We start from the raw sequence: 24,935 nt of genomic DNA, 5'->3' as shown, positions 1-24,935 counted from the left end.
GCCTCGACGTTCCCGGCCGCGCCCGGTAGGCGGATCCCCGTCCACCTGCCGGAGCCTTCGATGAAGCACACCGACGCCATCATCGCCTGGACGCCCGTCCGCTGGGCGGAACTGAAGCCGGAAACCGCCGGTCAGGTCGTCGTCCTGCCCGCGCCAGACGCGGCCGGAGAGGCCAAGCGCTACATGATGCGCGCCGGCGCGAGCTCGTCCGCCCTGGCCACCCTGTCGGAGGAGGCCCGCGTCGCGCGCCTGTTCATCGACTTCCAGACCCTGGTCGTCCGCGACGGGATCGACCCGCAGGTCGCCCATCGGGCGTTCCTGGCGATCGACGAGTACCGGTTCCGGATCGCCCCCGATACCGACGGCGCGGAATTCGAGGACCCGCCCGAGGAAGATTAGCCCAAGCCTCGACGGAGCAGCGCGCATCCCTCGCGGAAGCGTGAGAATTAAGAATACACAGAGCGCGGACGCGCCCTATCTCCCGGCGGGTCCTGAATCCGTCGGAGGCCGGCCATGCCCGTATCCCGTCGCGCCGTCATCGCCGCAGCCGCTATCGCCCCGCTCGCCAGCCGCCTCGTCGCGGCGGCCGAGCCGCTGATCCGCCGCCCGATACCTTCCACCGGCGAGACGCTCCCGGCCATCGGGATCGGCACGTCCCGGCGCTACGAGGTCGAGCCGACGCCCGAGGCGGTGGCGCCCCTGAAGGAGGCGGTGAAGACCTTCGTCGCACTCGGCGGATCGGTGATCGACACGGCCCCGAGCTACGGCACCGCCGAGGACGTCCTCGGCCTGATCCTGGCGGAGCCCGGCCTGCGCCAGAAGATCTTCCTCGCCAGCAAGGTCGACACGACCGGCCGCGACGCGACGCTCGCGGAGTTCGACCGATCGCTGAAGCGCATGAAGGTCGACACCCTCGACCTGGTAGCGGTCCACAACCTGATCGACGTGATCGGGAATCTGGCGGTCCTGCGCGATCTGAAGGCGCAGAAGCGCGTCCGGTACGTCGGCGTCACGGTCTGGCGCGACAACCAGCTCGACGCCCTGGAGGCCGTCATGAGGCGCGAGAGCCTCGACTTCATCCAGGTGAACTACGCCATCGACAACCGTGCCGCCGCGGAGCGCGTGCTCCCGCTGGCTGCGGATCGCGGCGTGGCGGTGATGACCAACGTGCCGTTCGGCCGCGATCGCCTGTTCAAGGCGGTCCAGGGCAAGGAGTTGCCGGCGGTCGCCAAGGATCTCGGCTGCGCGAGCTGGCCGCAGTTCTTCCTGAAATACGTGCTTGGCAACCCGGCCGTGACCTGCCCGATCCCCGGCATGGCGAAGGCCGCCTATGTCGAGGACAACCTCGGGGCCGCGCGGGGCAAGCTGCCCGACGCGGCGCAGCGCAAGCAGATGGAGACGTTCATCGATGCGGTTTGATCTCATCTCGCGCCGCGCGGCGCTCGCCCTCGCGGCCGGCCTCGCCGTGGCCGCCGCTCTTCCCGCGGCCGTGCCCGCCGCAGCCCAGGACGGCGCGAAGAAGATCCGGATCGGCGTGATCGGCGCCGGGAACATCGGCGGCACGATCGGGTCGCTCTGGGTCAAGGACGGCCACGAGGTCATGTTCGCCTCCCGCCACCCGGAGCAGCTCGCCGCGATGGTCTCGGAGCTCGGGCCCAAGGCCAGGGCCGGCACGCCCGAGGAGGCGATCAAGTTCGGCGACGCCGTGTTCATCGCCGTCCCCTATAAGGCCTATCCGGACCTCGCGAAGGAGATCGGCCCGTCCCTCAAGGGGAAGGTCGTCCTCGATGCCGGCAACGCCACGCAGAAGCGCGACGGCGCGCTCTACGACGAGGTCCAGGCCAGCGGGATCGGCGCGACCTCGGCCAAGTACTTCCCCGGCGCCAAGATCGTGCGCGCCTTCAACGCGGCCAACTACAAGATCTTCGCCAAGGAGGGCGCGGACGGCGGCAAGGGTCGTGCGGGCGGGCGGATGGCGATCCCGATCGCCGGGGACGACCCGGAGGCGCTGAAGGTCGCCGAGGGCCTCGTCCGCGATGCCGGGTTCGACCCGGTGGTGGTCGGCCCGCTCAAGGATGCCGACAAGTTCGCCATGGGCAGCCCGGGCTTCGGTCACGACGTCACCGCGCCGGAGATGCGCGAGAAACTCGGACTGGCGAAGTAGGCGCGTCGCCCGGCCCCTTGCCGGGCCCCGCAACGGCGAGGGGTCCGACCGAGCCTTCCCCGAGGGAGGCCCGTCCGGGGAAGAAGCCCATTCCGGTGAGATCGGCCCATGCCTGAACCCGCCCGCGGCACGCTCGCGCGCCTGATCGACGTTCAGCCCGGCGAGGGCCGGGCGCTGGTCTGGTCGTGGGCCTACATCTTCTCGATCTTGGCCGCCTACTACGTCCTGCGCCCGATCCGGGACCAGATGGGCGTCGCCGGCGGCATCGAGAACCTGCCCTGGCTGTTCACCGCCACCCTCGTGGGGATGCTCGCGCTCAACCTGCCCTTCGCCTACCTGGTGAAACGGATGCCGCGGGCGCGGTTCGTGCCGATCACCTATCGGTTCTTCGCGGCCAACATCCTGGCGTTCGCGCTGACGCTCTACCTCGCGCCCGCCGAGTGGGGCGTGTGGATCGGCCGGGTGTTCTTCGTCTGGCTGTCGATCTTCAACCTGTTCGTGGTCTCGATCTTCTGGGCGACGATCGTCGACGTGTTCTCGAACGCCCAGGGCAAGCGATTGTTCGGCTTCATCGCGGCCGGCGCGACGCTCGGCGCCATCGCGGGCTCGGCGACCACGGCGATCCTGGCCAAGAACGTCCCGACCTGGGGCCTGATGCTGTGCGCGGTGGCGCTCCTCGAGGTCGCGGTGTTCTGCATGCGCGGGCTCGCCGCGCTGTCGACGCAGCTGCACGAGGTGCCGGGCCGCGACGGGGGCGCCGAGGACGGGCAGGACCGGACGATCGGCGGAAGCGTGCTCGCCGGCGTCACCCGGGCCCTCGCATCGCCCTACCTGCTCAACATCTCGCTGTTCCTGCTGCTGTTCTCGGTGACCTCGACGTTCCTGTACTTCGAGCAGGCGGGCATCGCGAAGCGGAGCTTCCCGGACCGCGGCGCGCAGACGGCGTTCTTCGCCAGCGTCGACCTCGCGGTGAACGTCCTCACGCTGGGCATCCAGCTGTTCCTCACGGGCCGGATCGTGAACCGAATCGGCGTCGCCCTGACGCTGGCGATCCTCCCGGCCTTCAGCATCCTCGGCTTCGCGGCGCTCGCGCTCTGGCCGACGATCGGCGTCATCGTGGCGTTCCAGGTGCTCCGCCGGGCCGGGAACTTCGCGATCGCCCGGCCGGTGCGCGAGGTGCTGTTCACCGTCGTCCCCCGGGAGGACCGCTACAAGGCGAAGAGCTTCATCGACACGGTGGTCTACCGGTTGGGCGATCAGGTCGGCGCGTGGTCGTTCACCGGCATCCAGGGCATGGGGCTCGGCAGCGCCAGCGTGGCCGGCGCCGCGATCCCGCTGTCGATGGCGTGGCTCGTGAACAGCGTCTGGCTCGGGCGCGCGCAGGAGCGGCGGCGGGCCGAGCAGGCGGCGGAGCCGGGCATCGAGCCCGAACGGACCGCGCCGGTCGGCCGCGCGGCCGCTGCGCCCGGCGGGTGAGTGCCGTTTCGCCCCGCCTATCGATGCCGCATGAAGTCCCAGACCAGATAGGCCGGGAACGGCAGCATGATCGCGAAGAAGATCCAGTCGAACATCTGAGGCATCAAGCCGTCTCCCGCTCGGTCCCCCCTGGTTCTACCGGCTTCCCGAGGTGAAGTTCCGCGCGGCCGCGGCGGCCGTTAAGAGGCGGTTTACCCTGACGGGTGAGGTATCGCGCTCGATCCGGGCGGGAGAGTGACATGGCGGGACCTGCATGGTCGGCGCCGCGGCGCCGGTGGCGTGCCGCCGATCCCGCGATGGCGCTGCTCGGGCTCCTCGCCCTGACACCGGCACCCGTCGCCGCGCAGGAGCCGCTCTTCGTCCGCATCCGCCCGCTGCCGGACGCCGAGGCGGCGCGCCTCGCCCGGGAGATGCTCTGGGCCCGCCGGCAGGCTCATGCCCGCGCGGTGATCGAATCGGTCTGCACCGGCTGCCTGGGCGCCTGGAAGCCCGAACCGGTCCCGCCACCGACGCCTGCGCCCGCGCAGGACAGGATTGCGAACCTCACCGTTCCGATAGGGGTTGAACTCGACCCCGGCTCCGGGGCATCCGAGCCCGGTCCCGATCCATCGACCTCCGAGAGGCATCCATGACGCAAGCGCATCCGACCAGCGGCGCCGAGCCCGAAGTCGATTGCCCGGTGACCCTCGAGGTTCTGGGCTCTGTGTACCGGGCCGACGATTTCGACCTGCCGCTGATCCTGGAGCAGATCCCGCCGCTGAAGCGCGCGCAGCTCGCCGCCTACCTCTACGGCAAGAGCCACATGCACAAGCTCGGGCTGAAGGTCGCCCGTTCCTGCGAGCGCGAGGACCTGATCCGCGTGGCGGGAGAGATCGGCTCGGTGATCCACGGCCAGGCGCATTTGAAGCCGTCGCGACCGACTCCCGAGCCCGCCCCGCAGCTGCGCGCCAAGACCCCGCCCGGCCAGAAGAAGGTGAGCCTCGCCGGCGCCGCCGCGAAACCCGCGATCAGCCTCGGTGGCTCGGCCAAGGTCCGCAACTTCGACTGAGAGCTGGCGCGCGTCGGGCCAGCCGAGACCGCCGCGCGCGGCTGGCCGCGCCGGCACCGACGGGGCGACGGCGACGCGCGGGACCTGACGGTCGGGTCCGGCATTCCGTCGGTGACGGCACGTCGGAAGGCCGGACAATCCGGACTTGTGCGTTGCACGCGCCGCGGGCTTCGGATAATCGCCCGCGATGAACACCGACCACGACAAGATCCTGATCGTCGATTTCGGCTCTCAGGTGACGCAGCTCATCGCACGCCGGGTGCGCGAGGAGGGCGTCTACTGCGAGATCGTGCCCTTCACGAAGGCCGAGGCCGCGTTCCGCGAGCAGAAGCCCAAGGGCGTGATCCTCTCCGGCGGCCCCGAATCGGTGACCGTCGAGGCCTCGCCCCGCGCGCCCCAGCTGGTGTTCGATTCGGGCGTCCCGGTCTTCGGCATCTGCTACGGCCAGCAGACCATGGCGGCCCAGCTCGGCGGCGCCGTCGAGGGCGGCCACCACGCGGAGTTCGGCCGCGCCGAGGTCGAGATCCTGGCCGACTGCCCGCTGTTCAAGGGCGTCTGGCACAAGGGCGAGAAGTACCCGGTCTGGATGAGCCACGGTGATCGCGTCACCAAGCTGCCGGACGGCTTCACCACCGTGGCGATCTCCAGGAACGCGCCCTTCGCGGCGGTGGCCGACGAGGCGCGCAACTACTACGCGGTCCAGTTCCACCCGGAGGTGGCGCACACGCCCCACGGCGCCCTGCTGATCCGCAACTTTGTGCGCGATGTCGCGGGCTGCTCGGGCGACTGGACCATGGGCGCCTACCGCGAGGAGGCCATCGCCAAGATCCGCGAGCAGGTCGGCTCCGAGAAGGTGATCTGCGGCCTGTCGGGCGGCGTCGATTCGGCGGTGGCGGCGGTGCTCATCCACGAGGCGATCGGCGACCAGCTGACCTGCGTGTTCGTCGATCACGGGCTCCTGCGCCTCGGCGAGGCCGAGCAGGTCGTGGCGCTGTTCCGCGACCACTACAACATCCCGCTGGTCCACGTGGAGGCGTCGGGGATGTTCCTCGCGGCTCTGGAGGGCGTCAGCGACCCGGAAATCAAGCGCAAGACGATCGGCCGCCTGTTCATCGACGTGTTCGAGGCCGAATCGAAGAAGATCGGCGGGGCGAAGTTCCTCGCGCAGGGCACGCTCTACCCCGACGTGATCGAGAGCGTGTCGTTCACCGGCGGCCCGTCCGTGACCATCAAGAGCCACCACAATGTCGGCGGCCTGCCCGAGCGCATGAACATGAAGCTCGTGGAGCCGCTGCGCGAGCTTTTCAAGGACGAGGTCCGGGTGCTCGGCAAGGAGCTCGGCCTGCCCGAGGGCTTCGTCGGCCGCCACCCGTTCCCGGGCCCGGGCCTGGCGATCCGCTGCCCCGGCACGATCACCGGCGAGAAGCTGGAGGCCCTGCGCAAGGCCGACGCGATCTACCTCGACGAGATCCGGCAGGCCGGCCTCTACGACACGATCTGGCAGGCCTTCGCGGTGATCCTGCCGGTGAAGACCGTCGGCGTGATGGGCGACGGGCGCACCTACGACCACGTCTGCGCGCTGCGCGCCGTCACCTCGGTCGACGGCATGACCGCCGACTTCTACCCGTTCGACATGGCCTTCCTGGGCCGGGTCGCGACCCGGATCATCAACGAGGTGAAGGGCATCAACCGGGTGACCTACGACATCACCTCGAAGCCGCCCGGCACGATCGAGTGGGAGTGAGCCGGCGTCCGGCCCGATCCCGCGCCGTCATCGCGAGCGGAGCGAAGCGACTCAGGGCAGCGTGACGCTTCGATCCGTGGCGCGCTCCTGGATCGGTTCGCTCGCAGGGACGCGGCGCCCGCCCTCACGGGGTGCAGAGCGCCGGCTCGACCGCCTTCAGCGCCGGCCGGAACGCCGCGAGGTGCAGCCCGTCGCGCAGGGCGCCGGGCTTGGCGTAGCCCGTATCGCCGTCGCGCAGGGCGGCGAACGGATCCGTGAAGACGCAGCCGAGCCGCCCGCAGAGATTTTGCAACCGGCGCGAGTAATCCGCGACCGCGCCGGCATCGACCAGCTTGCCGATCTCGCGACCGACCGGGGGGAGGGCGGTCACCACGACGCGCGGGCTGAGGGTCTGCAGCCGCTTGACGATCGTCTCGGCGGCGGCCTCGAACTGCTCCGTCGGCTTGTGCAGCTGCGGGTTGTTCTTCACCAGGATGTCGTTGGTCCCGATGGTCAGGATCGCGAGCCGCGGCTGCACCTTGAAGGTCAGGCGCGCGAGATAGTCCGCGTAGCTGCCCGCGGTCGCGCCGCTGATCCCGCCGTTGAGGAAATCGAGCCCGCAGGGGCGCTGGCTACCGGGCTGCAGTTCCACCTGGGAATCGCCGGCCCAGAACACGTAGTCCGGCGGCGCCTCGTCGAGGCTGACCTGCACGGCGATCAGGCGCATCTCGGCGTAGGCCCGCGCGTCGGCCCCCGGCCGGTGCAGGCGCCACCCGGCGAAGCCGCCGATCGCCAGGAGGGCGAGCCCGCCGAGAACGAGGGAAACGACGCGCTTCACGGCTCGGCCCCGGCCCGGTCGACGCGGGCGTCGGGCCGCGCGTCCGTCGAGGCGTAGTAGGGCTTGATGTCGAGGAGCGGCGTGCCGTCGAGGCAGTCGAGCCCGCGCACGCGGAGCGTGTCGCCGACGCGGTCGAGCAGTTCCACGACCGACAGGGCGATCGGGTTGGGACGGGCGGGCGAGCGCAGGGAGAACGTGCCCCTGGGGCCGTCGGCGTGGCGCGGCCGCTGGATCACGAGGCCGCGGGTCGCCCGGTCCATCCAGTAGAGGAGGATCAGGTGCGTGCACCCCGTGACGTTGCGCAGGCCGGGGGCGTAGGCCGGGTCGACCTCGACGGTGCAGATTGCGTCGGTCTGCAGGCCGTTCTTCGGACAGTCGGACCGCGCCTGCCAGGGCGTGCGCAGCCGGCCGATGAAGTGGAGGCCCGCGTCGAAGGTCGCGGGCAGGGCGGCCCTCTCTTCACCGGGACGGGTCCCGAACTCATCCGCGTCCAGCCCCGTGTCCATGCCCGCGTCCTCGCCGCCGCGCTCCGCGCCGGCCGGCTTGTCGGCCATGTGTCCGCGGCTCGCAACCCCGCATCTCGCCCCCGGATGGCGCGGGGTGTAGATCCGGCAGCAGGAACGGAGGCGACATGATCGAGCGGGAATTGCGGCCGATGCAGGCGGTGGCGGATGCCGCGACCGCCATCGACCGGCTGGTCGAGCTCTACGACGACGCGGCCGGCGCCCTGCGGACCGCGCTGGAGCGCTACCTCGCCGGCGGGCCGCCGCCGGACGCCACGGAGCGTCTCGCCTTCCGCTACCCGGAGCTGCGGATCAGCTACCGCCCGGACGGGCCGCTGCCCCGGGTCCGGCGCGCCACCGCCAAGCTCCAGGCCGCCGGCACCTACGCCACCACAATCACGCATCCGGGATTCTTCCGGACGTACCTGACCCGCCAGCTGGAGCCGCTGATCGCCGACTACGGCATCGCCCTCGAGGTCGGTCTCAGCGCGCAGGAGATTCCCTATCCCTACGTGCTGGAGGCCGGGCTGGACGCGCGCGGGCGGACCGTCGACGGCGCTGACCTCGCCACCTACTTCCCGGTGCCGCTCCTGTCGCTCGTGGGCGACGAGATCGCGGACGGACTGTTCGACCAGATCCCTGGCGAGCCGCTGCCCCTGGCGCTGTTCGACGCGGTTCGGGTCGATTACTCGCTCCGGCGCCTCGTCCATTACACCGGCTGCGACTGGCGCGACGTCCAGCCCTGGATCCTGCTCACCAACTATCACCGCTACGTCGACCAGTTCGTCCGCCACGGCTTGGAGCGGCTCGCCTCGGGCGCGGAGGGGTTCGAGCGGCTGGTCCTGCCGGGTGGCGTGTCCGTGACCCGTGCCGAGGCGGCCGATGCAGACCCGGCCGCTGTGATCGCCGCCTCGCCCTGGCATCGCCATCAGATGCCGGCCTACCACTTGGTGGCGCGCGATTCCGACGGGACCCAGCAGGGCACGACGCTGGTCAATATCGGCGTCGGCCCCTCGAACGCGAAGACGATCACCGACCACCTCGCGGTGCTGCGCCCGGATTGCTGGCTGATGGTCGGCCATTGCGGCGGCCTGCGGCAGTCGCAGACCATCGGCGACTACGTGCTGGCGCACGCCTACCTCCGCCGCGACCGTATCCTCGACGAGCTCGTGCCGCCGGACGTGCCGGTGCCGGCCCTCGCCGAGGTGCAGGTCGCCCTTCAGGACGCCGCCGCCGCGGTAACGGGCGAGCAGGCTGACGCGCTCAAGCGGCGCCTGCGCACCGGCACGGTGGTGACCTACGACGATCGCAACTGGGAACTGCGCTTCAGCCAGGAGCGGCGTCGGATCAACCAGTCCCGCGCCGTGGCGGTGGACATGGAGAGTGGCACGGTCGCCGCCCAGGGCTTCCGCCTGCGCGTTCCCTACGGCGCGCTGCTCTGCGTCTCAGACAAGCCGCTCCACGGCGAGATCAAGCTCCCGGGTGCCGCCAACGCCTTCTACGACCGGGCCGTCTCGGAGCACCTCCGGGTCGGGCTGGCGGCCCTCGACGTTCTTCGGGCCGATCGGCAAGGTCTCCACTCGCGCAAGCTGCGCAGTTTCGATGAACCGCCCTTCCGGTGAGACTTCGTGGAGTCCAGGGTGACGTTCGAGCCCGACGTACATATCGCCAACTCAGCGACCGACTGCCACGCCATCGGTCATACTCAAGCTTGGATACAGCCGCCTTAGAGCCGGGTTGAGTGGTTAAAGCACCACACATCAGGCTGAGCTTTCCCATGACTCGTATCGCACTCGTCTCCACCGCCCTCCTGACGGCCGTCGCGTTCGCGCCGACCGTCGCCGATGCCCGCGGCTTCGGCGGCGGTGGCTTCCACGGCGGCGGATTCGGCGGGGGCGGTTTCCACGGTGGCGGTTTCGGCGGCGGCTTCCGCGGCGGCAGTGTCGGCGGCGGGGCGTTCCGGAACGGCGGCTTCGGCGGCGGCGCCTTCCAGAACGGCGTCGGCGGGGCGCGGGTCGGCGGACTGGGCGGCGGCTTCCGCGGGGCCGGGCTCGGCGCGGCCGGCGTCGGCGGCGTCCGGACCGGCGGCCTGCGGGCCGGCGGATATAACCAGGCCGGCCGGTTCGGCGGGGTCGGGAACCGCGGGATCGCCGGTCGCGGCTTCGTCAACCGCGGCTATTACGGCCACCGCTACGGACGCGGCGTCAGCTACGGACTCGCCGGCCTCGGGCTCGGCCTCGGCGTCGGTTACGGCCTGGGCGGTCTCGACTACGGCTACGACAATTGCGCCTACACTTACGGCTACGGCGCCTACGACCCGGCTGCCTGCAACGACTACTACGGCTACGGCTACTGAGTCAGGCGGCGCGGGTCTCGTCCCCGCGGCGCATCCTCGAAACCGCGCGACGCCCGGCCGGCCTTCGGTCGGGCAATGTCGTGAGGACCCCTGGGCCAGATCGGCCCACCGGATCCACAGCCTTCGCCGCAGGCGAAGGCTCGCTCAACAAGTCCCGAATTGCGAACCGTTCCAATCCGATGAGGATGCCGCTTCCGGCGTAGCGTGGTGCGGGGACGATCGCGGTGAGCGGCGAGGGACTGGTTGCGGCGACGGCGGGGCTGCTCGTGCTGTGCATGGGCCTGTGGGCGACCGCGCTGCTGCCCGAGATCGTCACGGCACTCGCCTTCTTCGGACTGGCGATGCTGCTGCGTCTCGGCTCGGCCGCGACGGTGTTCTCGGGCTTCTCATCCTCCGCGTTCTGGCTGGTCCTGTCCGGCATGGTAGTGGGGCAGGGCATGACCCGGACCGGCCTGGGCGCCCGGATGGCGCGCACCCTCGCCCTGCGGCTCTCCGGCTCCTACGGCCGCTTCATCGCTGGGCTGGTGACGCTGAGCTTCCTCATCGCCTTCGTCATGCCGTCGAATCTGGGCCGCATTGCCCTGATGATCCCCGTCACCCTCGCACTCTGCGACGCCTTCGGCCTCGCGGCCGGGCGCCCGGGGCGGACGGGTGCGGTCCTGGCCGTCGGCCTCGCCACCCCGATCCTCTCTGCGGCGATCCTGCCCGCCAACGTCCCGAACCTCGTGATGGCCGGCTCGGCCGAGCACCTGCTCGGCCTACACCTGTCGTACCTCTCTTACTTCCTTCTGCATGCCCCGGTCCTGGCGCTGGTGAAGGGCGTGCTGCTCGTCGGCCTCATCGTCCGGCTGTTCCCGGACAACCTCGGCTCCGCCGCTCCGGCCCTGCCGGATCTGCCCCCGCTGTCCGCGCCCGAGCGGCGCCTCGCGGTAATCCTCGCCTGCACGCTGATCCTCTGGATGACCGACAGCCTCCACGGCCTTGCCCCTGCCTGGGTCGGCCTCGCCGCCGCGGTCGTCTGCCTGCTGCCGCGGATCGGGGTCCTGCCGCCGGAGGCATTCCAACAGGTGAACCTGCGGACTTGCTTCTACATCGCGGCGCTGCTCGGCCTCGTCGCCCTCGTCAACGAGACCGGGCTCGGCGAGCGCCTCGGCCATCTGCTGCTGACCGTCGCCCCCCTGGCGCGCGACGCGCCGACGCAGAACTTCGCGGTGCTCACCGGCATCGCCACGGTGCTGACCCTCCTCGTCACCGCCAACGGCGCCCCGGCCCTGTACACGGCGCTCGCGGGCGAGATGTCGGAGGCGAGCGGCCTGTCACCCTTCGCGGTCGTCTCGCTGCAGGTGATCGGCTACTCGACACTGTTCTTCCCCTATCAGGCGCCCCCGATCGTGTTCGCCAGCGAGCTCGGGCGGGTCCGTCTCCGGGACGCGACCCGGCTCACCCTGAGCTTCGGTTTCCTGTCGCTCCTCGTGGCGGCGCCGCTCGACTACGCGTGGTGGCGCCTCCTGGGACAGCTGAAGTGACAGAATCGGCAAAGTGTCGCCCCAGAGGGCACATTGCGCCGCACCATGACGGATTGCGGGTTGCCCGCTCAGGCTCTAGCGCTACCAGATTAGAGACGGTCCAGTTCGCAGCTGCGAGGCTTCAACACGATGGCACCCACCGCCCGCCCGACAGTGGCTCAGCCCATGTCGCCGCATCTCCAGATCTATCGCTGGACCTGGACGATGGCGATGTCGGTGTTCCACCGCATCACCGGCACCGCGCTCTACGGCGGGACTGCTCTCGTCGCGATCTGGCTCGTGGCTCTGGCCTCGGGACCGGCCGGCTACTCTTACGTGGCCGGGTTCTTCGGCTCGATCTTCGGGCGCCTGATCCTGTTCGTCTACACGTGGATCCTGATGCACCACATGCTCGGCGGCATCCGGCACCTGATCTGGGACACCGGCGTCGGCTTCGACCGGGAGAAGCGCCTCTCGATGGCCCGGCTGACGCTGATCGGCTCGGTGGCCCTCACCCTCGTCATCTGGGCGGTCGCCCTTCTGGTCCGCTGAGGAGGACGACATGGCTAAGGAAGAGGTCCGGCAGGACACGCGCGTCTCGATCCGCACGCCGCGCGCCCGCGTGCGCGGCCTCGGCGTCTCCCATCACGGCGCCGGGCACTGGTGGCTGCAGCGGCTGACCGCCGTCGCCAACGTCGTGCTGATGCTGAGCTTCGTGGTGATCATCGCCAAGATGGCGGGCCGCGGCTACCCGGAGGCGCGGCTCCTCGTCGCGACCCCTCTGGTGTCGATCCTCCTGATCCTGGCGCTACTGTCGGTCACGGTCCACATGCGCCTCGGTATGCAGGTGATCATCGAGGACTACGTGCACGCGCCGGCGACGAAGATCGCGGCGGTGTTCGCCAACAACGCCTACGCGGTCGTCGTGGCCGTCGCCTGCCTCTACGCGGTCCTGCGCATCGGCTTCGGACAGCCGGCCTGACCCCGCCAACATCGATCTCGAGGAGCCGAACATGGCCGCCAACGGCACAAACGGCAGCGGGCCTGCCTACACCATCCACGATCACGCCTTCGACGTCGTGATCGTCGGCGCGGGCGGCGCGGGACTGCGCGCCACGGTGGGCTGCTCGGAAGCGGGCCTGCGCACCGCCTGCATCACCAAGGTGTTCCCGACGCGCTCGCACACGGTGGCGGCGCAGGGCGGCATCTCGGCCTCGCTGGGCAACATGGGCCCGGACGACTGGCGCTGGCACATGTACGACACCGTGAAGGGATCGGACTGGCTCGGCGACCAGGACGCCATCGAGTACCTCGTGCGCAACGCGCCCGCCGCCGTCTACGAGCTGGAGCACTGGGGCGTACCGTTTTCCCGCACGGAGGAGGGCAAGATCTACCAGCGCCCGTTCGGCGGCATGACGACCGATTACGGCAAGGGCACCGCCCAGCGCACCTGCGCGGCGGCCGACCGGACCGGCCACGCGATGCTACACACCCTCTACGGGCAGGCGGTGAAGAACCAGACCGATTTCTTCATCGAGTACTTCGCCCTCGATCTGATCATGGACGACGAGGGCCGCTGCCGCGGCGTCATCGCCCTCGATCAGGCCACCGGCGAGATCCACCGCTTCCGCGCTCAGATGACCATCCTGGCGACCGGCGGCTACGGCCGCGCCTATTTCTCGGCGACCTCCGCCCATACCTGCACGGGCGACGGCAACGCCATGGTGCTGCGCGCCGGCCTGCCGCTGCAGGACATGGAGTTCGTGCAGTTTCACCCGACCGGCATCTACGGCGCGGGCTGCCTGATCACCGAAGGCTCCCGCGGCGAGGGCGGCTACCTCACCAATTCCGAGGGCGAGCGCTTCATGGAGCGCTACGCGCCGTCTGCAAAGGACCTCGCCTCGCGCGACGTCGTCTCGCGCTCCATGACCATGGAGATCCGCGACGGCCGCGGCGTCGGCAAGAACAAGGACCACATCTACCTGCACCTCGACCACTTGGACCCGAAGATCCTGCACGAGCGCCTGCCGGGCATCTCGGAATCCGCGCGGATCTTCGCGGGCGTCGACGTGACCAAGGAGCCGATCCCAGTCATCCCGACCGTCCACTACAACATGGGCGGTATCCCCACGAACTATCACGGCGAGGTGCTGACGCTGCGCGACGGCAACCCCGACACGGTGGTCCCGGGGCTGATGGCGATCGGCGAGGCGGCCTGCGTCTCCGTCCACGGCGCCAATCGCCTCGGCTCGAACTCGCTGATCGACCTCGTCGTCTTCGGCCGCGCCGCCGGCAAGCGCTGCGCCGAGATCGTCGAGCCGAACGGCCGGGCCATGGAGTTGCCGAAGGGCGCGACCGACAAGGCGCTCGAGCGCCTCGACCGCTTCCGCTACGCCAACGGCTCAACGCCGACCGCCGAACTCCGTGCCGAGATGCAGAAGACGATGCAGAACAACTGCGCCGTGTTCCGCACCGGCGAGGTGCTGGAGGAGGGCAAGGGCCTGATCCACAAGGTCTGGAACGCCGCCGCCGACGTGAAGATCACCGACCGGTCGCTGGTCTGGAACACCGACCTCCTGGAGACCCTGGAGTTCGACAACCTGATCGGCCAGGCGGTGGTGACGATGGAATCGGCCGCCAACCGCACGGAATCCCGCGGCGCCCACGCGCGCGAGGACTTCCCGGACCGCGACGACAAGGACTGGATGAAGCACACGCTGTCCTGGCTCGACGAGGGCCAGCACCAAGTGGTCATCGATTACCGCCCGGTCCACACCTACACGATGTCCAACGAGATCCAGTACATCGAGCCCAAGGCGCGCGTGTACTGATCTGCAACTCTGCACAACGACTGCGGCGGCGGGGCCTCCCCCCTCCGGCCGCCGCGTCCTGCTCCAGCGGAAGCCGTCGAGAACCATGGCTCAGTTCAACCTTCCGAAGAATTCCCAGATCACCCAGGGCAAGTCCTGGCCGGCCCCGCCCGGCGCCAGGAACCTGCAGACCTTCAAGATCTACCGCTGGAACCCGGATGACGGGGCCAACCCGCGGATCGACACCTATCAGGTCGACCGCGAGGATTGCGGCCCGATGGTCCTCGACGCGCTGCTGTGGATCAAGAACAAGGTCGACTCGACGCTGGTCTTCCGCCGCTCCTGCCGCGAGGGCATCTGCGGCTCCTGCGCGATGAACATCGAGGGGCAGAACGCGCTCGCCTGCACGATGGGCATCGACGAGTGCAAGAGCCCCGACAACGCCCTGCCGGTGATGACCCGCAAGGACAAGGACGGTGCGATCCGGATCTACCCGCTGCCGCACATGCCGGTCCTCAAGGATCTCGTGCCGGACCTGACGAACTTTTACGCCCAGCACGCCGCCATCGAGCCCTGGCTCCAGACCGAGACGCCCGCGCCCGAGAAGGAGTGGCGCCAGACGCCGGAGGACCGCTCCCGCCTCGACGGCCTCTACGAGTGCATCCTGTGCGCGTGCTGCACCACGTCGTGCCCGAGCTACTGGTGGAACGGCGACAAGTTCCTCGGCCCGGCGGCCCTGCTGCAGGCCTATCGCTGGCTGATCGACTCGCGCGACGAGAACACGGGCCACCGCCTCGACGGCCTGCACGACCCGTTCCGCCTGTATCGCTGCCACACGATCATGAACTGCGCCAACACGTGCCCGAAGAGCCTGAACCCGGCGAAGGCCATCGCCGAGATCAAGAAGATGATGGTCGAGCGCACGCTCTGATCGCGCAGTCGAGTCGGGTGTTGAGGCCTGAGGGCCACACCCGGCCGAAAAGGCCGGCTCTCCGCAGCAGAGTTGGCCTGGGCTGAGAGGGCTGCCTTGCGGACAGCGCAATTGCCACGGAGTCAGGATCGAAGCGCCTCCGCGCCGTGAATCCTGACCCGAAGTGGACCGATGCTGCGCCCGAGCCTGTCGACGTTCGCCGTTCTCTGTCTGGCCGCCAGCCTCGGCGCCTGCGCCTCTAGCCGCCTCGACGGGCCGCGCACCCGGGGGCCGTCGCCCCAGGCGTCCCTGGACACGGTGCCGGCCATGCCGTCGGGCACGGTGACGGCGGCCCCGCTGGCGCCGCCGCCCGGCGTCGCGGCGAGCCCCGACGCGCCGCCCCCGCCCGGTGCCCAGGCGGCCGCGCCGCTTGCCGGCGGCCCCACTGTGATCGCCGAGCCGGTCGCCCCGCCGGCGCCGCCGCCGCCGGTCGCCACGGGCGGCCGCTCATCGGTGGTCGGAAGCTGGGATGCGCGGGACGCGACCGGTGCGAACTGCAAGGTCACGCTGTCGAGCACCCCGGCCCTCGACCTCTACCGGGCGACGGCCTCGGGCTGCGCCAACAAGGATCTCGCGCGGGTCTCGGCCTGGGACTTCCGCGACGGCGAGGTCTACCTCTACCAGCCGGGCGGCTCGGTGGCGGCGCGGCTGCGCCAGGGCGGCGGCGGCCTGGAAGGCGCCCTCACCAAGTCCGGCGCGGCCCTCGCCCTGAACCGCTGAGGCCGGGCGGCGCGACCACGCCGCGCGGTTGGCGCGCGGCGGGAGGCGCTTACATGAGGGGCTCCCGCCGCGTCACGCCCCCGTCAACATGTTCCTCGATTGGCTTGAACGCCGCGTCGACCCCTTCGCGCCCTTCGACGAGGCGCGGATGCCGCCGCGGTCGGTGCTCGGCTTCGCCTGGTTCTACCTGCGCCCGATCCGCGCCGCCCTGGCGGCGCTGTTCGTCATCGCGGTGATCGCCGGCACGGTCGAGGCCTCCCTCTACCTCGTGATGCGCTGGTTCATCGACCTGCTCGGCTCGGCCGACCGGGCGACGGTGCTGTCAGACCACGCGGTCGAGCTCGGGCTGGTGGTCCTGCTGATCGCCGTGGTGCGACCGCTGTCGATCTGGGCCCACGAGGTGCTGTCCAACCAGCTCGTCGTGCCGCAATCGACCAGCCAGATCCGCTGGCGGGCGCATCTCTACACCCTCGGGCACGCGCTCTCGTATTTCCAGGGCGACTTCTCGGGACGGCTCGCCAACCGCGTCGTCCAGGTGGGCCCGGCCGTGCGGGAACTCGCCGTCGTCTTCATCGACACCCTCCTGTATGTGGCGATCTACGCGATCACCGCGGTCGGGCTGTTCAGCGCGATCTCGCCGTGGCTCGCCGTCCCGGTGCTGCTCTGGATCGCCGCCTACGCGGCCCTGACCGCGTGGTTCGTGCCCCGGGCCCGCGCGCGCTCGCACAAGACCGCCGACACCCGCTCGACGCTGATCGGCCGCATCGTCGACAGCTACACCAACATTCTGACGGTGAAGCTCTTCGCCCGCGACCGCGAGGAGCGGGCCGCGGTGCAGGACGCCGTGGAAGTCCACACCGCCGCCTATCTCCACCAGTTCCGGCTGGTCACCCTGACGACGAGCCTCCTCGGCCTGCTCAACAGCGGGCTCCTGATCGCCACCGGCGCGGCCTGCCTCGTGCTGTGGCGCGACGGCGGCATGACGACCGGCGAGGCGTCGGCGGGGCTCGCCCTGGTCCTCAGGCTCATCGCCATGTCGGGCTGGGTCATGCAGACCGTGCGCGGCGTCTTCGAGAATGTCGGCGTGGTCCAGGAGAGCATGCAGACGATGGCCCGGCCGCACGCCCTCGTCGACGCGCCGGACGCGCGGACGCTCGCCGTCACCGGCGGCGAGATCCGGTTCGAGGAGGTCGGCTTCCACTACGGGCGCGGCGACGCCACCGTCATCGAGGATTTCTCCCTGACGATCCGTCCGGGCGAGAAGGTCGGACTGGTCGGCGTCAGCGGCGCCGGCAAGTCGACCCTGGCGGGCCTGCTCCTGCGGCTCTACGACGTGGAGAGCGGGCGGATCCTGGTGGACGGCCAGGACATCGCGACGGTAACCCAGCAATCCCTGCGCGAGGCCATCGCGATGGTCAGCCAGGACACCTCCCTGCTGCACCGCTCCATCCGCGACAACATCGCCTACGGCCGCCCCGGCGCCACCCAAGTGGAGATCGAGCGGGCCGCGCGGCTCGCCCACGCGGACACGTTCATCGCCGATCTCGTCGACCACAAGGGCCGGCGCGGCTACGATGCCCAGGTCGGCGAGCGCGGCGTCAAGCTGTCCGGCGGCCAGCGCCAGCGCATCGCCATCGCCCGCGTCATGTTGAAGGACGCGCCGATCCTGATTCTCGACGAGGCGACCTCGGCGCTCGACAGCCAGGTCGAGGCGGCGATCCAGGAATCGCTCGACACGCTGATGGCCGGCAAGACCGTGCTGGCCATCGCGCACCGCCTGTCGACGATCGCGGCCCTCGACCGGCTGGTCGTGATCGACCGCGGTCGGATCATCGAGGAGGGGACTCACGCCGAACTGGTCGCCGCCGGCGGCGTCTATGCCGGGCTGTGGTCGCGGCAGTCGGGCGGTTTTCTCGACGACGGGACGGCCCGGTACGACAGCGCCGTCGCCTGAGCGTCGGAGGAGCGAGATTGCCGGCAACATACCGCTACGATCGAGGGGCGACCTTATCGCCGCGCCGCACACTGCGGCTTGACTCGGGGGCGGCAGACGGTCTCATTGCTCAGATTAGAACCATAATGCTTTGTTCCCGGGACGAGCCGGGACGAGGGCACCTGCGGCCCTGACGCCGACGCATGGAGTTCCGAACCTTGGCGAACACATCAGCCGCCGCTGCCGCGGTCTCTGGTCATGAGGGCAGCCGCCGTGACTTTCTGTTCCTGGCGACGGGCGCCGGGTTGGCGGTCGGGGCGGGAGCCGTCGTCTGGCCGCTGATCTCCTCCATGGCGCCCGACGCCGACACGATCGCCGCCGGCGCGCCGATCGAGGTCGACCTGACACCGATCCAGGACGGCCAGATCATCAACGTCTTCTGGCGCGGCAAGCTGATCTTCGTGCGCAAGCTGACCGCGAAGGAAGTGACCGACATGAAGGCGGTCCCGCTCTCGGCGATGATCGATCCGGCGGCCTTCACGACCCGCGTCAAGAACGGCCACGATCAGTGGCTCGTGGTCTACGGCAACTGCACCCATCTCGGCTGCGTGCCGATCGGCCACCAGGGCAATTTCGAGGGCTGGGCCTGCCCGTGCCACGGCTCGCAATTCGACGCGGTGGGTCGCGTGCGCCATGGACCGGCGCCCATCAACCTGCCGATCCCGCCCTACGCCTTCCAGACGGATGCCAAGATCCGGATCGGCGAAGGCGGCAAGGAAGCGGCCTGAGGAGGACGGAAGCATGAGCGGAACGGCCAGCACCTACGTCCCCAAGAGCCGCGTTGCGAAGTGGTTCGAGGCGCGCCTGCCCATCGCCGGGCTGGTACACTCGTCCTTCATCGCCTACCCGGTTCCGCGGAACCTCAACTACTTCTGGACCTTCGGGGCGATCCTCGCCGCCTTCCTGGGAATCCAGATCGTCACCGGCATCTGGCTGGCGATGCACTACGAGCCCTCGGCGACAGGTGCCTTCACCTCCGTCGAGAAGATCATGCGCGACGTGAACTACGGCTGGCTGCTGCGCTACGCGCACGCCAATGGTGCCTCGATGTTCTTCGTGGCCGTCTACGTGCACATGTTCCGCGCCCTCTATTACGGGTCGTACAAGGCGCCGCGCGAGGTGCTCTACATCCTCGGCGTCGTCATCTACCTCCTGATGATGGCGACCGCCTTCCTCGGCTACACGCTGCCGTGGGGCCAGATGAGCTTCTGGGGCGCGACCGTCATCACCAACATCCTGGCGGCGATCCCGGTGGTCGGCGACACGATCCAGACCCTGCTGTGGGGCGGCTACTCGGTGGGCAACCCAACCGTGAACCGCTTCTTCTCGCTGCACTACCTGCTGCCGTGGATGATCGCCGGCGTGGTCGTGCTGCACGTCTGGGCCCTGCACGTCACCGGGCAGAACAACCCGGCCGGCATCCCGATCAAGTCGGGCAAGGACGCGGTGCCGTTCACGCCCTACGCGACGGTCAAGGACGTGTTCGCGACCTGCGTGTTCATGATCCTGTTCGCGTGGTTCCTGTTCTACCAGCCGAACTATCTCGGCCACGCCGACAACTACATCCAGGCCAACCCGGCGGTGACGCCCGCACACATCGTGCCGGAATGGTACTTCCTGCCGTTCTACGCGATCCTGCGCGCGGTCCCGAGCAAGCTCGGCGGCGTCATCCTGATGTTCTCGGCGGTGATCATCCTGGCGTTCGCGCCGTGGCTCGACACGTCGCGGATCCGGTCGTGCAACTACCGGCCGATCTACCGCCAGTTCTTCTGGGTGTTCATCGGCGCGACCCTCCTCCTCGGCTGGCTCGGCTCGCAGCCCCCGGAGGGCGGCTACGTGCTCGCCGCCCAGGTCTGCACCGCCTACTACTTCGCGCACTTCCTGATCGTCATGCCGCTCTGCGGCCTGTTCGAGACGCCGAAGAAGTTGCCGGGCTCGATCCTCGAGAGCGTGACCGGACCGGGCAAGCAGGTGACCGGATCCGGCATGCCGGCGGGCGCCGCCGCTGCTCCGACCACCAAAGGCTGACGGGCTGACGACAGGACCATGATGATGACCCGCGTCCTCTCGACGACCGCCGCGGCCGCCCTGGCGGCCCTGCTGATCGGCGCCGTGCCGGTCTCCGCCCAGGAAGGGCATGGCGGGCCGATCCCGGCCCGCGTGAACTGGAGCTTCGCCGGCGTGTTCGGCCGCTTCGACACCGCGCAGCTGCAACGCGGATTCCAGGTCTACAAGGAGGTCTGCTCCGCCTGCCACTCGATGAAGCTGGTCTCATTCCGCAACCTCGCGCAGGAGGGCGGGCCGCACTTCTCGGCCGGGCAGGTCAAGGCGCTGGCCGCGACCTATCAGGTGAAGGACGGGCCGAACGACGCCGGCGACATGTTCGAGCGGCCGGGCCGCCCGGCCGACACCTTCCCGCCGCCCTTCCCGAACGATCAGGCTGCGGCCGCGGCCAACGGCGGCAAGGCCCCGCCGGACTTCTCGGTCATCGCCAAGGCGCGGACCTTCTCCCGCGGCTCGCTCTACTTCCTGACCGACTGGCTGCCGCTCGTCGGCTACTCGGAGCAGGGGCCGGACTACATCCACGCCCTGATCAACGGCTACCAGGATCCGCCGAAGGACTTCGCGCTGCCGGAGGGCGGCCACTACAACAAGTACTATCCGGGCCACATCATCGCGATGCCGCCGCCGATCACCGACGGGCAGGTCTCCTACCCGAAGAACGATCAGGGCCAGCCGGTCGTGCCCGAGACGCTGGACCAGTACGGCAAGGACGTCTCGGCCTTCCTGATGTGGGCGGCCGAGCCGCACATGATGGACCGCAAGGCCCTGGGCTTCCGGGTGATCCTGTTCCTGATCGTGCTGTCGGGTCTGCTCTACTACGTGAAGAAGAAGATCTGGGCGGATGTCGGTGGCGAGGTGCACGGCCTCCAGCCGGAGCTGCACAAGACCTACTGAGGCGGGCCGGATCGGTTCGCAGTTCGGATGGGCCTCCCTCGCGGAGGCCCATCTTTTTTTCGGCCGGCGCTCCATGCTACCGCTCGCCCGCCGCGACGGTCCGCCTCCCGAGACTGCCCGCCCCCTGCACCACCTCAACCTGAGGTGACCGCGTCAGCGGGCCTCGCAGGAGGGCTTCAGGGATCAGAGCGGCGTCCGGAGGTCTCCGTCGAGGCCTGCGCATGGCTCCGGCACCCGAGGACGAGGTGCCGGGTGGGATAGGCCGCGCTGCCGAGGCGTTGCGCGTTGAGGGAGTCCGGCATGAGCACAGCGGTACTGGGTGTCATGGGTGGGTCCGGCGTCTACGACCTGCCGGGTCTCGAGGACGTCCGCGAGGAGCGCGTGGCGTCGCCCTGGGGCGAGCCCTCGGACGCCCTGCGGATCGGGCGCATCGGCGACACCAAGGTCGTGTTCCTGGCGCGCCACGGGCGGGGGCACCGGCTCTCGCCGTCGGGCATCAACTACCGCGCCAATATCGACGCCCTGAAACGGGCCGGGGTCACCGACCTCGTCGCCCTCTCGGCCTGCGGCTCCTTCCGCGAGGACCTGCCCCCGGGCCTCTTCGTGCTCGTCGACCAGTTCGTCGACCGCACCCACGGCCGCGCCTCGTCGTTCTTCGGCGACGGCTGCGTCGCCCACGTCTCCCTCGCGCACCCGGTGGGCCCCGGCCTGCAGGCGCGCATCGCCCAGGCCGCGAAGGCCGAGCACATCGCAGTCCATCGCGGCGGCACGTACGTGTGCATGGAGGGGCCGCAATTCTCGTCGCTGGCCGAATCCCGCGCCTACAAGGCCCAGGGCTTCGACGTGATCGGCATGACCAACATGCCCGAGGCCAAGCTCGCCCGCGAGGCGGAGATCACCTACGCGACCATCGCGATGGTGACCGACTACGATTGCTGGCACCCGGGCCACGACGCCGTCGACGTCGCCGCGGTGATCGCCGTCGCCCGGGCCAACGCCGACAAGGCGGCGCGGCTCGTCGCCCGTCTCGCCCGCGAATTCCCGGGCGAGCGGGAGCCGTGCCCGGCGGGTTCGCACCGGGCGCTCGACGGCGCGATCATGACGGCGCCCGCCGTCCGGGATCCGGCGCTCCTCGCCAAGCTCGACGCCGTGGCGGGGCGGGTTCTCAACGGCTAGCCGGCCGGCCTTTCCATTCGGCGACGAGTCCCTCTAGAAGGCGCGGGCGGCCCAGGCCGCCCCCGACGCGAAGTCCAGACCGAAATGCGCAGCGCCTCCATCAGCCGGAAGACCGCGGAGACCGATATCGCGGTCACCGTCAATCTCGACGGGACCGGGCGGTCGAAGATCGCCACCGGCATCGGCTTCCTCGACCACATGCTGGATCTGCTGGCGCGGCACGCCCTGTTCGACCTGGACGTGAAGGTCGACGGCGACCTGCACATCGACCAGCACCACTCGGCCGAGGATTGCGGCATCGCCCTGGGGCAGGCCTTCGCCAAGGCGCTCGGCGACAAGCGCGGGGTCACGCGCTACGCCGACATCCACCTGCCGATGGACGAGGCGCTGACCCGGGTCTGCGTCGACATCTCCGGCCGGCCCTTCCTGGTGTTCCGCACGACGTTCCGCGTGGAGAAGATCGGACAGTTCGACACCGAGCTGGTGCGCGAGTGGTTCCAGGCCTTCGCGATGAATGCCGGCCTGACGCTCCACGTGGAGACCCTCTACGGCGACAACGCCCACCACATCGCGGAGAGCTGCTACAAGGGGCTGGCCCGCGCCTTGCGGAAGGCCGTGGCGATCGATCCGCGGGAGGAGGGGCGCGTTCCCTCAACCAAGGGCTCTCTGTAGACCCGTTGTCGTCGGGCGCCCGGATCGGCCACACGGCCGTCGCGGCGCGCGCTGTCGGAGTTTCGCGATGCGGATGCGCAGCTACACGCTCCACCTGCCGGCCGATGCGCGGCCCGGCGAGACGGTCGGGCTCGACCGGGCTCTCCTGGTACGCGACGGCTTCTCCTGGCCGGCCTTCGCCTTCACGGTGCTGTGGTTCCTGTTCCACCGCCTCTGGCTCGCCGCCCTGCTCGTCCTCGTCGGCCTCGTGGCGCTGGCCGCTGCCGGCATCGCCCTCGGGCTCCCGGCCGGTGCCGGCCTGATCGTCACCCTGCTGGCCGCCTGGCTGATCGGCCTCGAGGCCTCCAGCCTGCGCCGCTGGACCCTGGCGCGGCGCGGCTGGCCGGCGCGCGACGCGGTGGTCGCCGCGACGCCCGAGGAGGCCGAGGCCCGGGCGCTGAACCGCTGGATCGAGGCGATCCCGAGCGCCCCCCGGGCCCCGTTCCCGAGCGGCCCCAGCCGGCGGGCCGAGCCGGTGATCGGGCTGTTCCCTGCCCAGGAAGGCGCCCGGTGAGTTCCCGGGCGAGACGCGCATGACCACCGAGACCGTCGCGATCATCGATTACGGGTCGGGCAACCTCCACTCCGCCGCCAAGGCCTTCGAGCGCGCCGCCCGCGAGAGCGGGCGCGACGCGCGGATCTGCCTGACCTCGGACCCGGAGGTGGTGGCCGCGGCCGACCGCGTCGTGCTGCCCGGCGTCGGCGCCTTCGCGGATTGCCGCCGCGGGCTCGATGCCGTTCCCGGCATGGTCGAGGCGATGACGCGGGTCGCCCACGGGGCGGGCCGCCCGTTCCTCGGCATCTGCGTGGGGATGCAGCTCCTGGCGAGCCGCGGGCTCGAGTACACGACCACGCCGGGGCTCGGCTGGATCCCCGGCGACGTCGGTCCGATCCGGCCGTCGGATCCGGCCCTCAAGGTTCCCCACATGGGCTGGAACACCCTGCGGACCGAGCGCGACCACCCGCTGCTCGCCGGCATTCCCACCGGCGAGGACGGGCTACACGCCTACTTCGTGCACAGCTACGCGCTGCAGGCGGAGCGTCCGGACGACGTCGTCGCGCGCGCCGAGTACGGCGGCCCGGTCACCGCCCTCGTCGCCCGCGGCAACGTCGCCGGCACGCAGTTCCACCCCGAGAAGAGCCAGCGGCTGGGCCTCGCGCTCATCGCCAACTTCCTGAACTGGCGCCCGTGAGCGCCGTTCGGCCCAGGCAAGAAGGACGGAAGCGCCCGTGATCCTGTACCCGGCGATCGACCTGAAAGAGGGGCGTTGCGTTCGCCTCATCCAGGGGGACATGGCGCAGGCCAAGGTCTTCGGCGACGATCCGGCCGCGCAGGCCGCGATCTTCGAGGCGCAGGGCTTCTCCTGGCTCCACGTCGTCGATCTCGACGGCGCCTTCGCGGGCGCCCCGCGGAACGCCGAGGCCGTCGACGCGATCCTCGCGCGGGTCACGATCCCGGTCCAGCTCGGCGGCGGGATCCGCGAGATGAAGACGCTGGAGGGATGGCTGAGCAAGGGCGTTGCCCGCGCGATCATCGGCACCGCGGCGGTGCGCGATCCCGGCTTCGTCCGGGAGGCGGCCCGCAAGTATCCCGGGAAGATCGCGGTCGGGATCGACGCCAAGGACGGCCGCGTCGCCGTCGAGGGCTGGGCCCAGACCTCCAGCATGACCGCGGAGGAGCTGGGGCGCCGATTCGAGGACGCGGGCGTCGCGGCGATCATCTACACCGACATCGCTCGCGACGGGATCCTGAAGGGCCTCAACGTCGAGATGACCCTGGCGCTCGCCCAGGCCGTCCGCATCCCGGTGATCGCCTCGGGCGGCCTCGCGTCGATCGACGACGTCCACCGGCTGCTGCAGCCCGACTGCGCCCTGATCGCGGGCGCGATCACCGGCCGGGCGCTCTACGACGGCCGCATCGATCCGGAGGCGGCCCTGGCAGCGATCGCTGCGGCGCGCGGCCCGGCGGCGTGATATCCAGAGG

General features: G+C 70.2%; 26 protein-coding genes. 24 read left to right on the top strand and 2 right to left on the bottom strand.

Annotated features, from left to right (window positions below; translation table 11 throughout):
- The first annotated feature begins 60 nt into the window (after window positions 1-60).
- From ACLBX8_RS01985 to guaA, 7 genes are all read left to right on the top strand, one after another.
- A complete protein-coding gene (locus tag ACLBX8_RS01985; protein ID WP_447697737.1) occupies window positions 61-399 on the top strand; it encodes a hypothetical protein in 339 nt (112 codons plus the stop codon).
- A gap of 114 nt (window positions 400-513) precedes the next feature.
- Window positions 514-1,419 carry an aldo/keto reductase gene (locus ACLBX8_RS01980; protein WP_447697736.1) on the top strand — a complete coding sequence of 302 codons (906 nt, stop codon included), beginning with the start codon at window positions 514-516 and terminating at the stop codon, window positions 1,417-1,419.
- Window positions 1,409-2,164, top strand: a complete 756-nt coding sequence (locus ACLBX8_RS01975; protein WP_331326459.1) for an NADPH-dependent F420 reductase — start codon at window positions 1,409-1,411, stop codon at window positions 2,162-2,164. The genes ACLBX8_RS01980 and ACLBX8_RS01975 overlap by 11 nt, the downstream gene beginning before the upstream one ends.
- 108 nt (window positions 2,165-2,272) lie before the next feature.
- On the top strand, window positions 2,273-3,640 hold the full coding sequence (locus ACLBX8_RS01970; RefSeq protein WP_447697735.1) for an NTP/NDP exchange transporter: 1,368 nt from the start codon (window positions 2,273-2,275) through the stop codon (window positions 3,638-3,640).
- Window positions 3,641-3,936: 296 nt separating this feature from the next.
- Window positions 3,937-4,272: a hypothetical protein gene (locus ACLBX8_RS01965; protein ID WP_447697734.1), complete on the top strand. Its 336-nt coding sequence runs from the start codon at window positions 3,937-3,939 to the stop codon at window positions 4,270-4,272.
- A complete protein-coding gene (locus ACLBX8_RS01960; RefSeq protein WP_447697733.1) occupies window positions 4,269-4,688 on the top strand; it encodes a hypothetical protein in 420 nt (139 codons plus the stop codon). Before ACLBX8_RS01965 ends, ACLBX8_RS01960 begins: the two co-directional genes overlap by 4 nt.
- A 187-nt stretch (window positions 4,689-4,875) precedes the next feature.
- Window positions 4,876-6,432, top strand: a complete 1,557-nt coding sequence (gene guaA / locus ACLBX8_RS01955) for a glutamine-hydrolyzing GMP synthase (protein WP_012317458.1) — start codon at window positions 4,876-4,878, stop codon at window positions 6,430-6,432.
- Between the two features lie 124 nt (window positions 6,433-6,556).
- Here the strand turns inward: guaA and ACLBX8_RS01950 are convergent, their stop codons facing one another.
- A complete protein-coding gene (locus ACLBX8_RS01950; RefSeq protein ID WP_447697732.1) occupies window positions 6,557-7,249 on the bottom strand; it encodes an SGNH/GDSL hydrolase family protein in 693 nt (230 codons plus the stop codon).
- Window positions 7,246-7,755: a tRNA (N6-threonylcarbamoyladenosine(37)-N6)-methyltransferase TrmO gene (gene tsaA, locus ACLBX8_RS01945; protein ID WP_447698131.1), complete on the bottom strand. Its 510-nt coding sequence runs from the start codon at window positions 7,753-7,755 to the stop codon at window positions 7,246-7,248. The genes ACLBX8_RS01950 and tsaA overlap by 4 nt, the downstream gene beginning before the upstream one ends.
- 125 nt (window positions 7,756-7,880) lie before the next feature.
- Here tsaA and ACLBX8_RS01940 point away from each other — a divergent pair, with 125 nt between their 5' ends.
- From ACLBX8_RS01940 to hisA, 17 genes are all read left to right on the top strand, one after another.
- Complete coding sequence (locus ACLBX8_RS01940; protein WP_091978059.1) at window positions 7,881-9,374, top strand: AMP nucleosidase; 1,494 nt, start codon at window positions 7,881-7,883, stop codon at window positions 9,372-9,374.
- 155 nt (window positions 9,375-9,529) lie between these two features.
- On the top strand, window positions 9,530-10,108 hold the full coding sequence (locus ACLBX8_RS01935) for a hypothetical protein (protein ID WP_447697731.1): 579 nt from the start codon (window positions 9,530-9,532) through the stop codon (window positions 10,106-10,108).
- A 275-nt stretch (window positions 10,109-10,383) separates the two neighbouring features.
- Window positions 10,384-11,634: an SLC13 family permease gene (locus ACLBX8_RS01930; RefSeq protein WP_447714747.1), complete on the top strand. Its 1,251-nt coding sequence runs from the start codon at window positions 10,384-10,386 to the stop codon at window positions 11,632-11,634.
- A gap of 129 nt (window positions 11,635-11,763) precedes the next feature.
- A complete protein-coding gene (gene sdhC, locus ACLBX8_RS01925; protein WP_026604731.1) occupies window positions 11,764-12,165 on the top strand; it encodes a succinate dehydrogenase, cytochrome b556 subunit in 402 nt (133 codons plus the stop codon).
- A 10-nt stretch (window positions 12,166-12,175) separates the two neighbouring features.
- Window positions 12,176-12,595, top strand: a complete 420-nt coding sequence (sdhD, locus tag ACLBX8_RS01920) for a succinate dehydrogenase, hydrophobic membrane anchor protein (protein ID WP_042674306.1) — start codon at window positions 12,176-12,178, stop codon at window positions 12,593-12,595.
- 31 nt (window positions 12,596-12,626) lie between these two features.
- Window positions 12,627-14,444, top strand: coding sequence for a succinate dehydrogenase flavoprotein subunit (sdhA, locus tag ACLBX8_RS01915; protein ID WP_056521268.1), 1,818 nt, complete (start codon window positions 12,627-12,629; stop codon window positions 14,442-14,444).
- 85 nt (window positions 14,445-14,529) lie between these two features.
- Window positions 14,530-15,354 (top strand): succinate dehydrogenase iron-sulfur subunit, encoded by an 825-nt coding sequence (locus ACLBX8_RS01910; RefSeq protein ID WP_024831121.1) that lies wholly within the window; start codon window positions 14,530-14,532, stop codon window positions 15,352-15,354.
- A gap of 171 nt (window positions 15,355-15,525) precedes the next feature.
- Window positions 15,526-16,113, top strand: a complete 588-nt coding sequence (locus tag ACLBX8_RS01905; RefSeq protein WP_447697730.1) for a protease inhibitor Inh/omp19 family protein — start codon at window positions 15,526-15,528, stop codon at window positions 16,111-16,113.
- 88 nt (window positions 16,114-16,201) lie between these two features.
- Window positions 16,202-18,067 carry an ABC transporter ATP-binding protein gene (locus tag ACLBX8_RS01900; protein WP_447697729.1) on the top strand — a complete coding sequence of 622 codons (1,866 nt, stop codon included), beginning with the start codon at window positions 16,202-16,204 and terminating at the stop codon, window positions 18,065-18,067.
- Between the two features lie 182 nt (window positions 18,068-18,249).
- Entirely contained in the window at window positions 18,250-18,834 is a 585-nt protein-coding gene (petA, locus tag ACLBX8_RS01895) for a ubiquinol-cytochrome c reductase iron-sulfur subunit (RefSeq protein ID WP_447697728.1), read from the top strand.
- 13 nt (window positions 18,835-18,847) lie between these two features.
- On the top strand, window positions 18,848-20,134 hold the full coding sequence (locus tag ACLBX8_RS01890; RefSeq protein ID WP_020091775.1) for a cytochrome b: 1,287 nt from the start codon (window positions 18,848-18,850) through the stop codon (window positions 20,132-20,134).
- Window positions 20,135-20,152: 18 nt separating this feature from the next.
- On the top strand, window positions 20,153-21,064 hold the full coding sequence (locus ACLBX8_RS01885; RefSeq protein ID WP_056521259.1) for a cytochrome c1: 912 nt from the start codon (window positions 20,153-20,155) through the stop codon (window positions 21,062-21,064).
- Window positions 21,065-21,364: 300 nt separating this feature from the next.
- Complete coding sequence (locus ACLBX8_RS01880; RefSeq protein WP_447697727.1) at window positions 21,365-22,240, top strand: S-methyl-5'-thioadenosine phosphorylase; 876 nt, start codon at window positions 21,365-21,367, stop codon at window positions 22,238-22,240.
- A gap of 84 nt (window positions 22,241-22,324) precedes the next feature.
- Window positions 22,325-22,912 (top strand): imidazoleglycerol-phosphate dehydratase HisB, encoded by a 588-nt coding sequence (gene hisB / locus ACLBX8_RS01875; protein ID WP_020091778.1) that lies wholly within the window; start codon window positions 22,325-22,327, stop codon window positions 22,910-22,912.
- A gap of 73 nt (window positions 22,913-22,985) precedes the next feature.
- Window positions 22,986-23,465, top strand: a complete 480-nt coding sequence (locus tag ACLBX8_RS01870) for a DUF2628 domain-containing protein (protein WP_419511807.1) — start codon at window positions 22,986-22,988, stop codon at window positions 23,463-23,465.
- A gap of 19 nt (window positions 23,466-23,484) precedes the next feature.
- A complete protein-coding gene (gene hisH, locus ACLBX8_RS01865) occupies window positions 23,485-24,144 on the top strand; it encodes an imidazole glycerol phosphate synthase subunit HisH (protein ID WP_020091780.1) in 660 nt (219 codons plus the stop codon).
- Between the two features lie 37 nt (window positions 24,145-24,181).
- Window positions 24,182-24,925, top strand: coding sequence for a 1-(5-phosphoribosyl)-5-[(5-phosphoribosylamino)methylideneamino]imidazole-4-carboxamide isomerase (hisA, locus tag ACLBX8_RS01860; protein ID WP_103985186.1), 744 nt, complete (start codon window positions 24,182-24,184; stop codon window positions 24,923-24,925).
- Window positions 24,926-24,935: the final 10 nt, after the last annotated feature.

This window comes from Methylobacterium sp. D48H, from assembly GCF_053345715.1.
The sequence above is the reverse complement of the archived record's forward strand: the minus strand, read 5'-3'. Positions and strand labels throughout refer to the sequence as shown.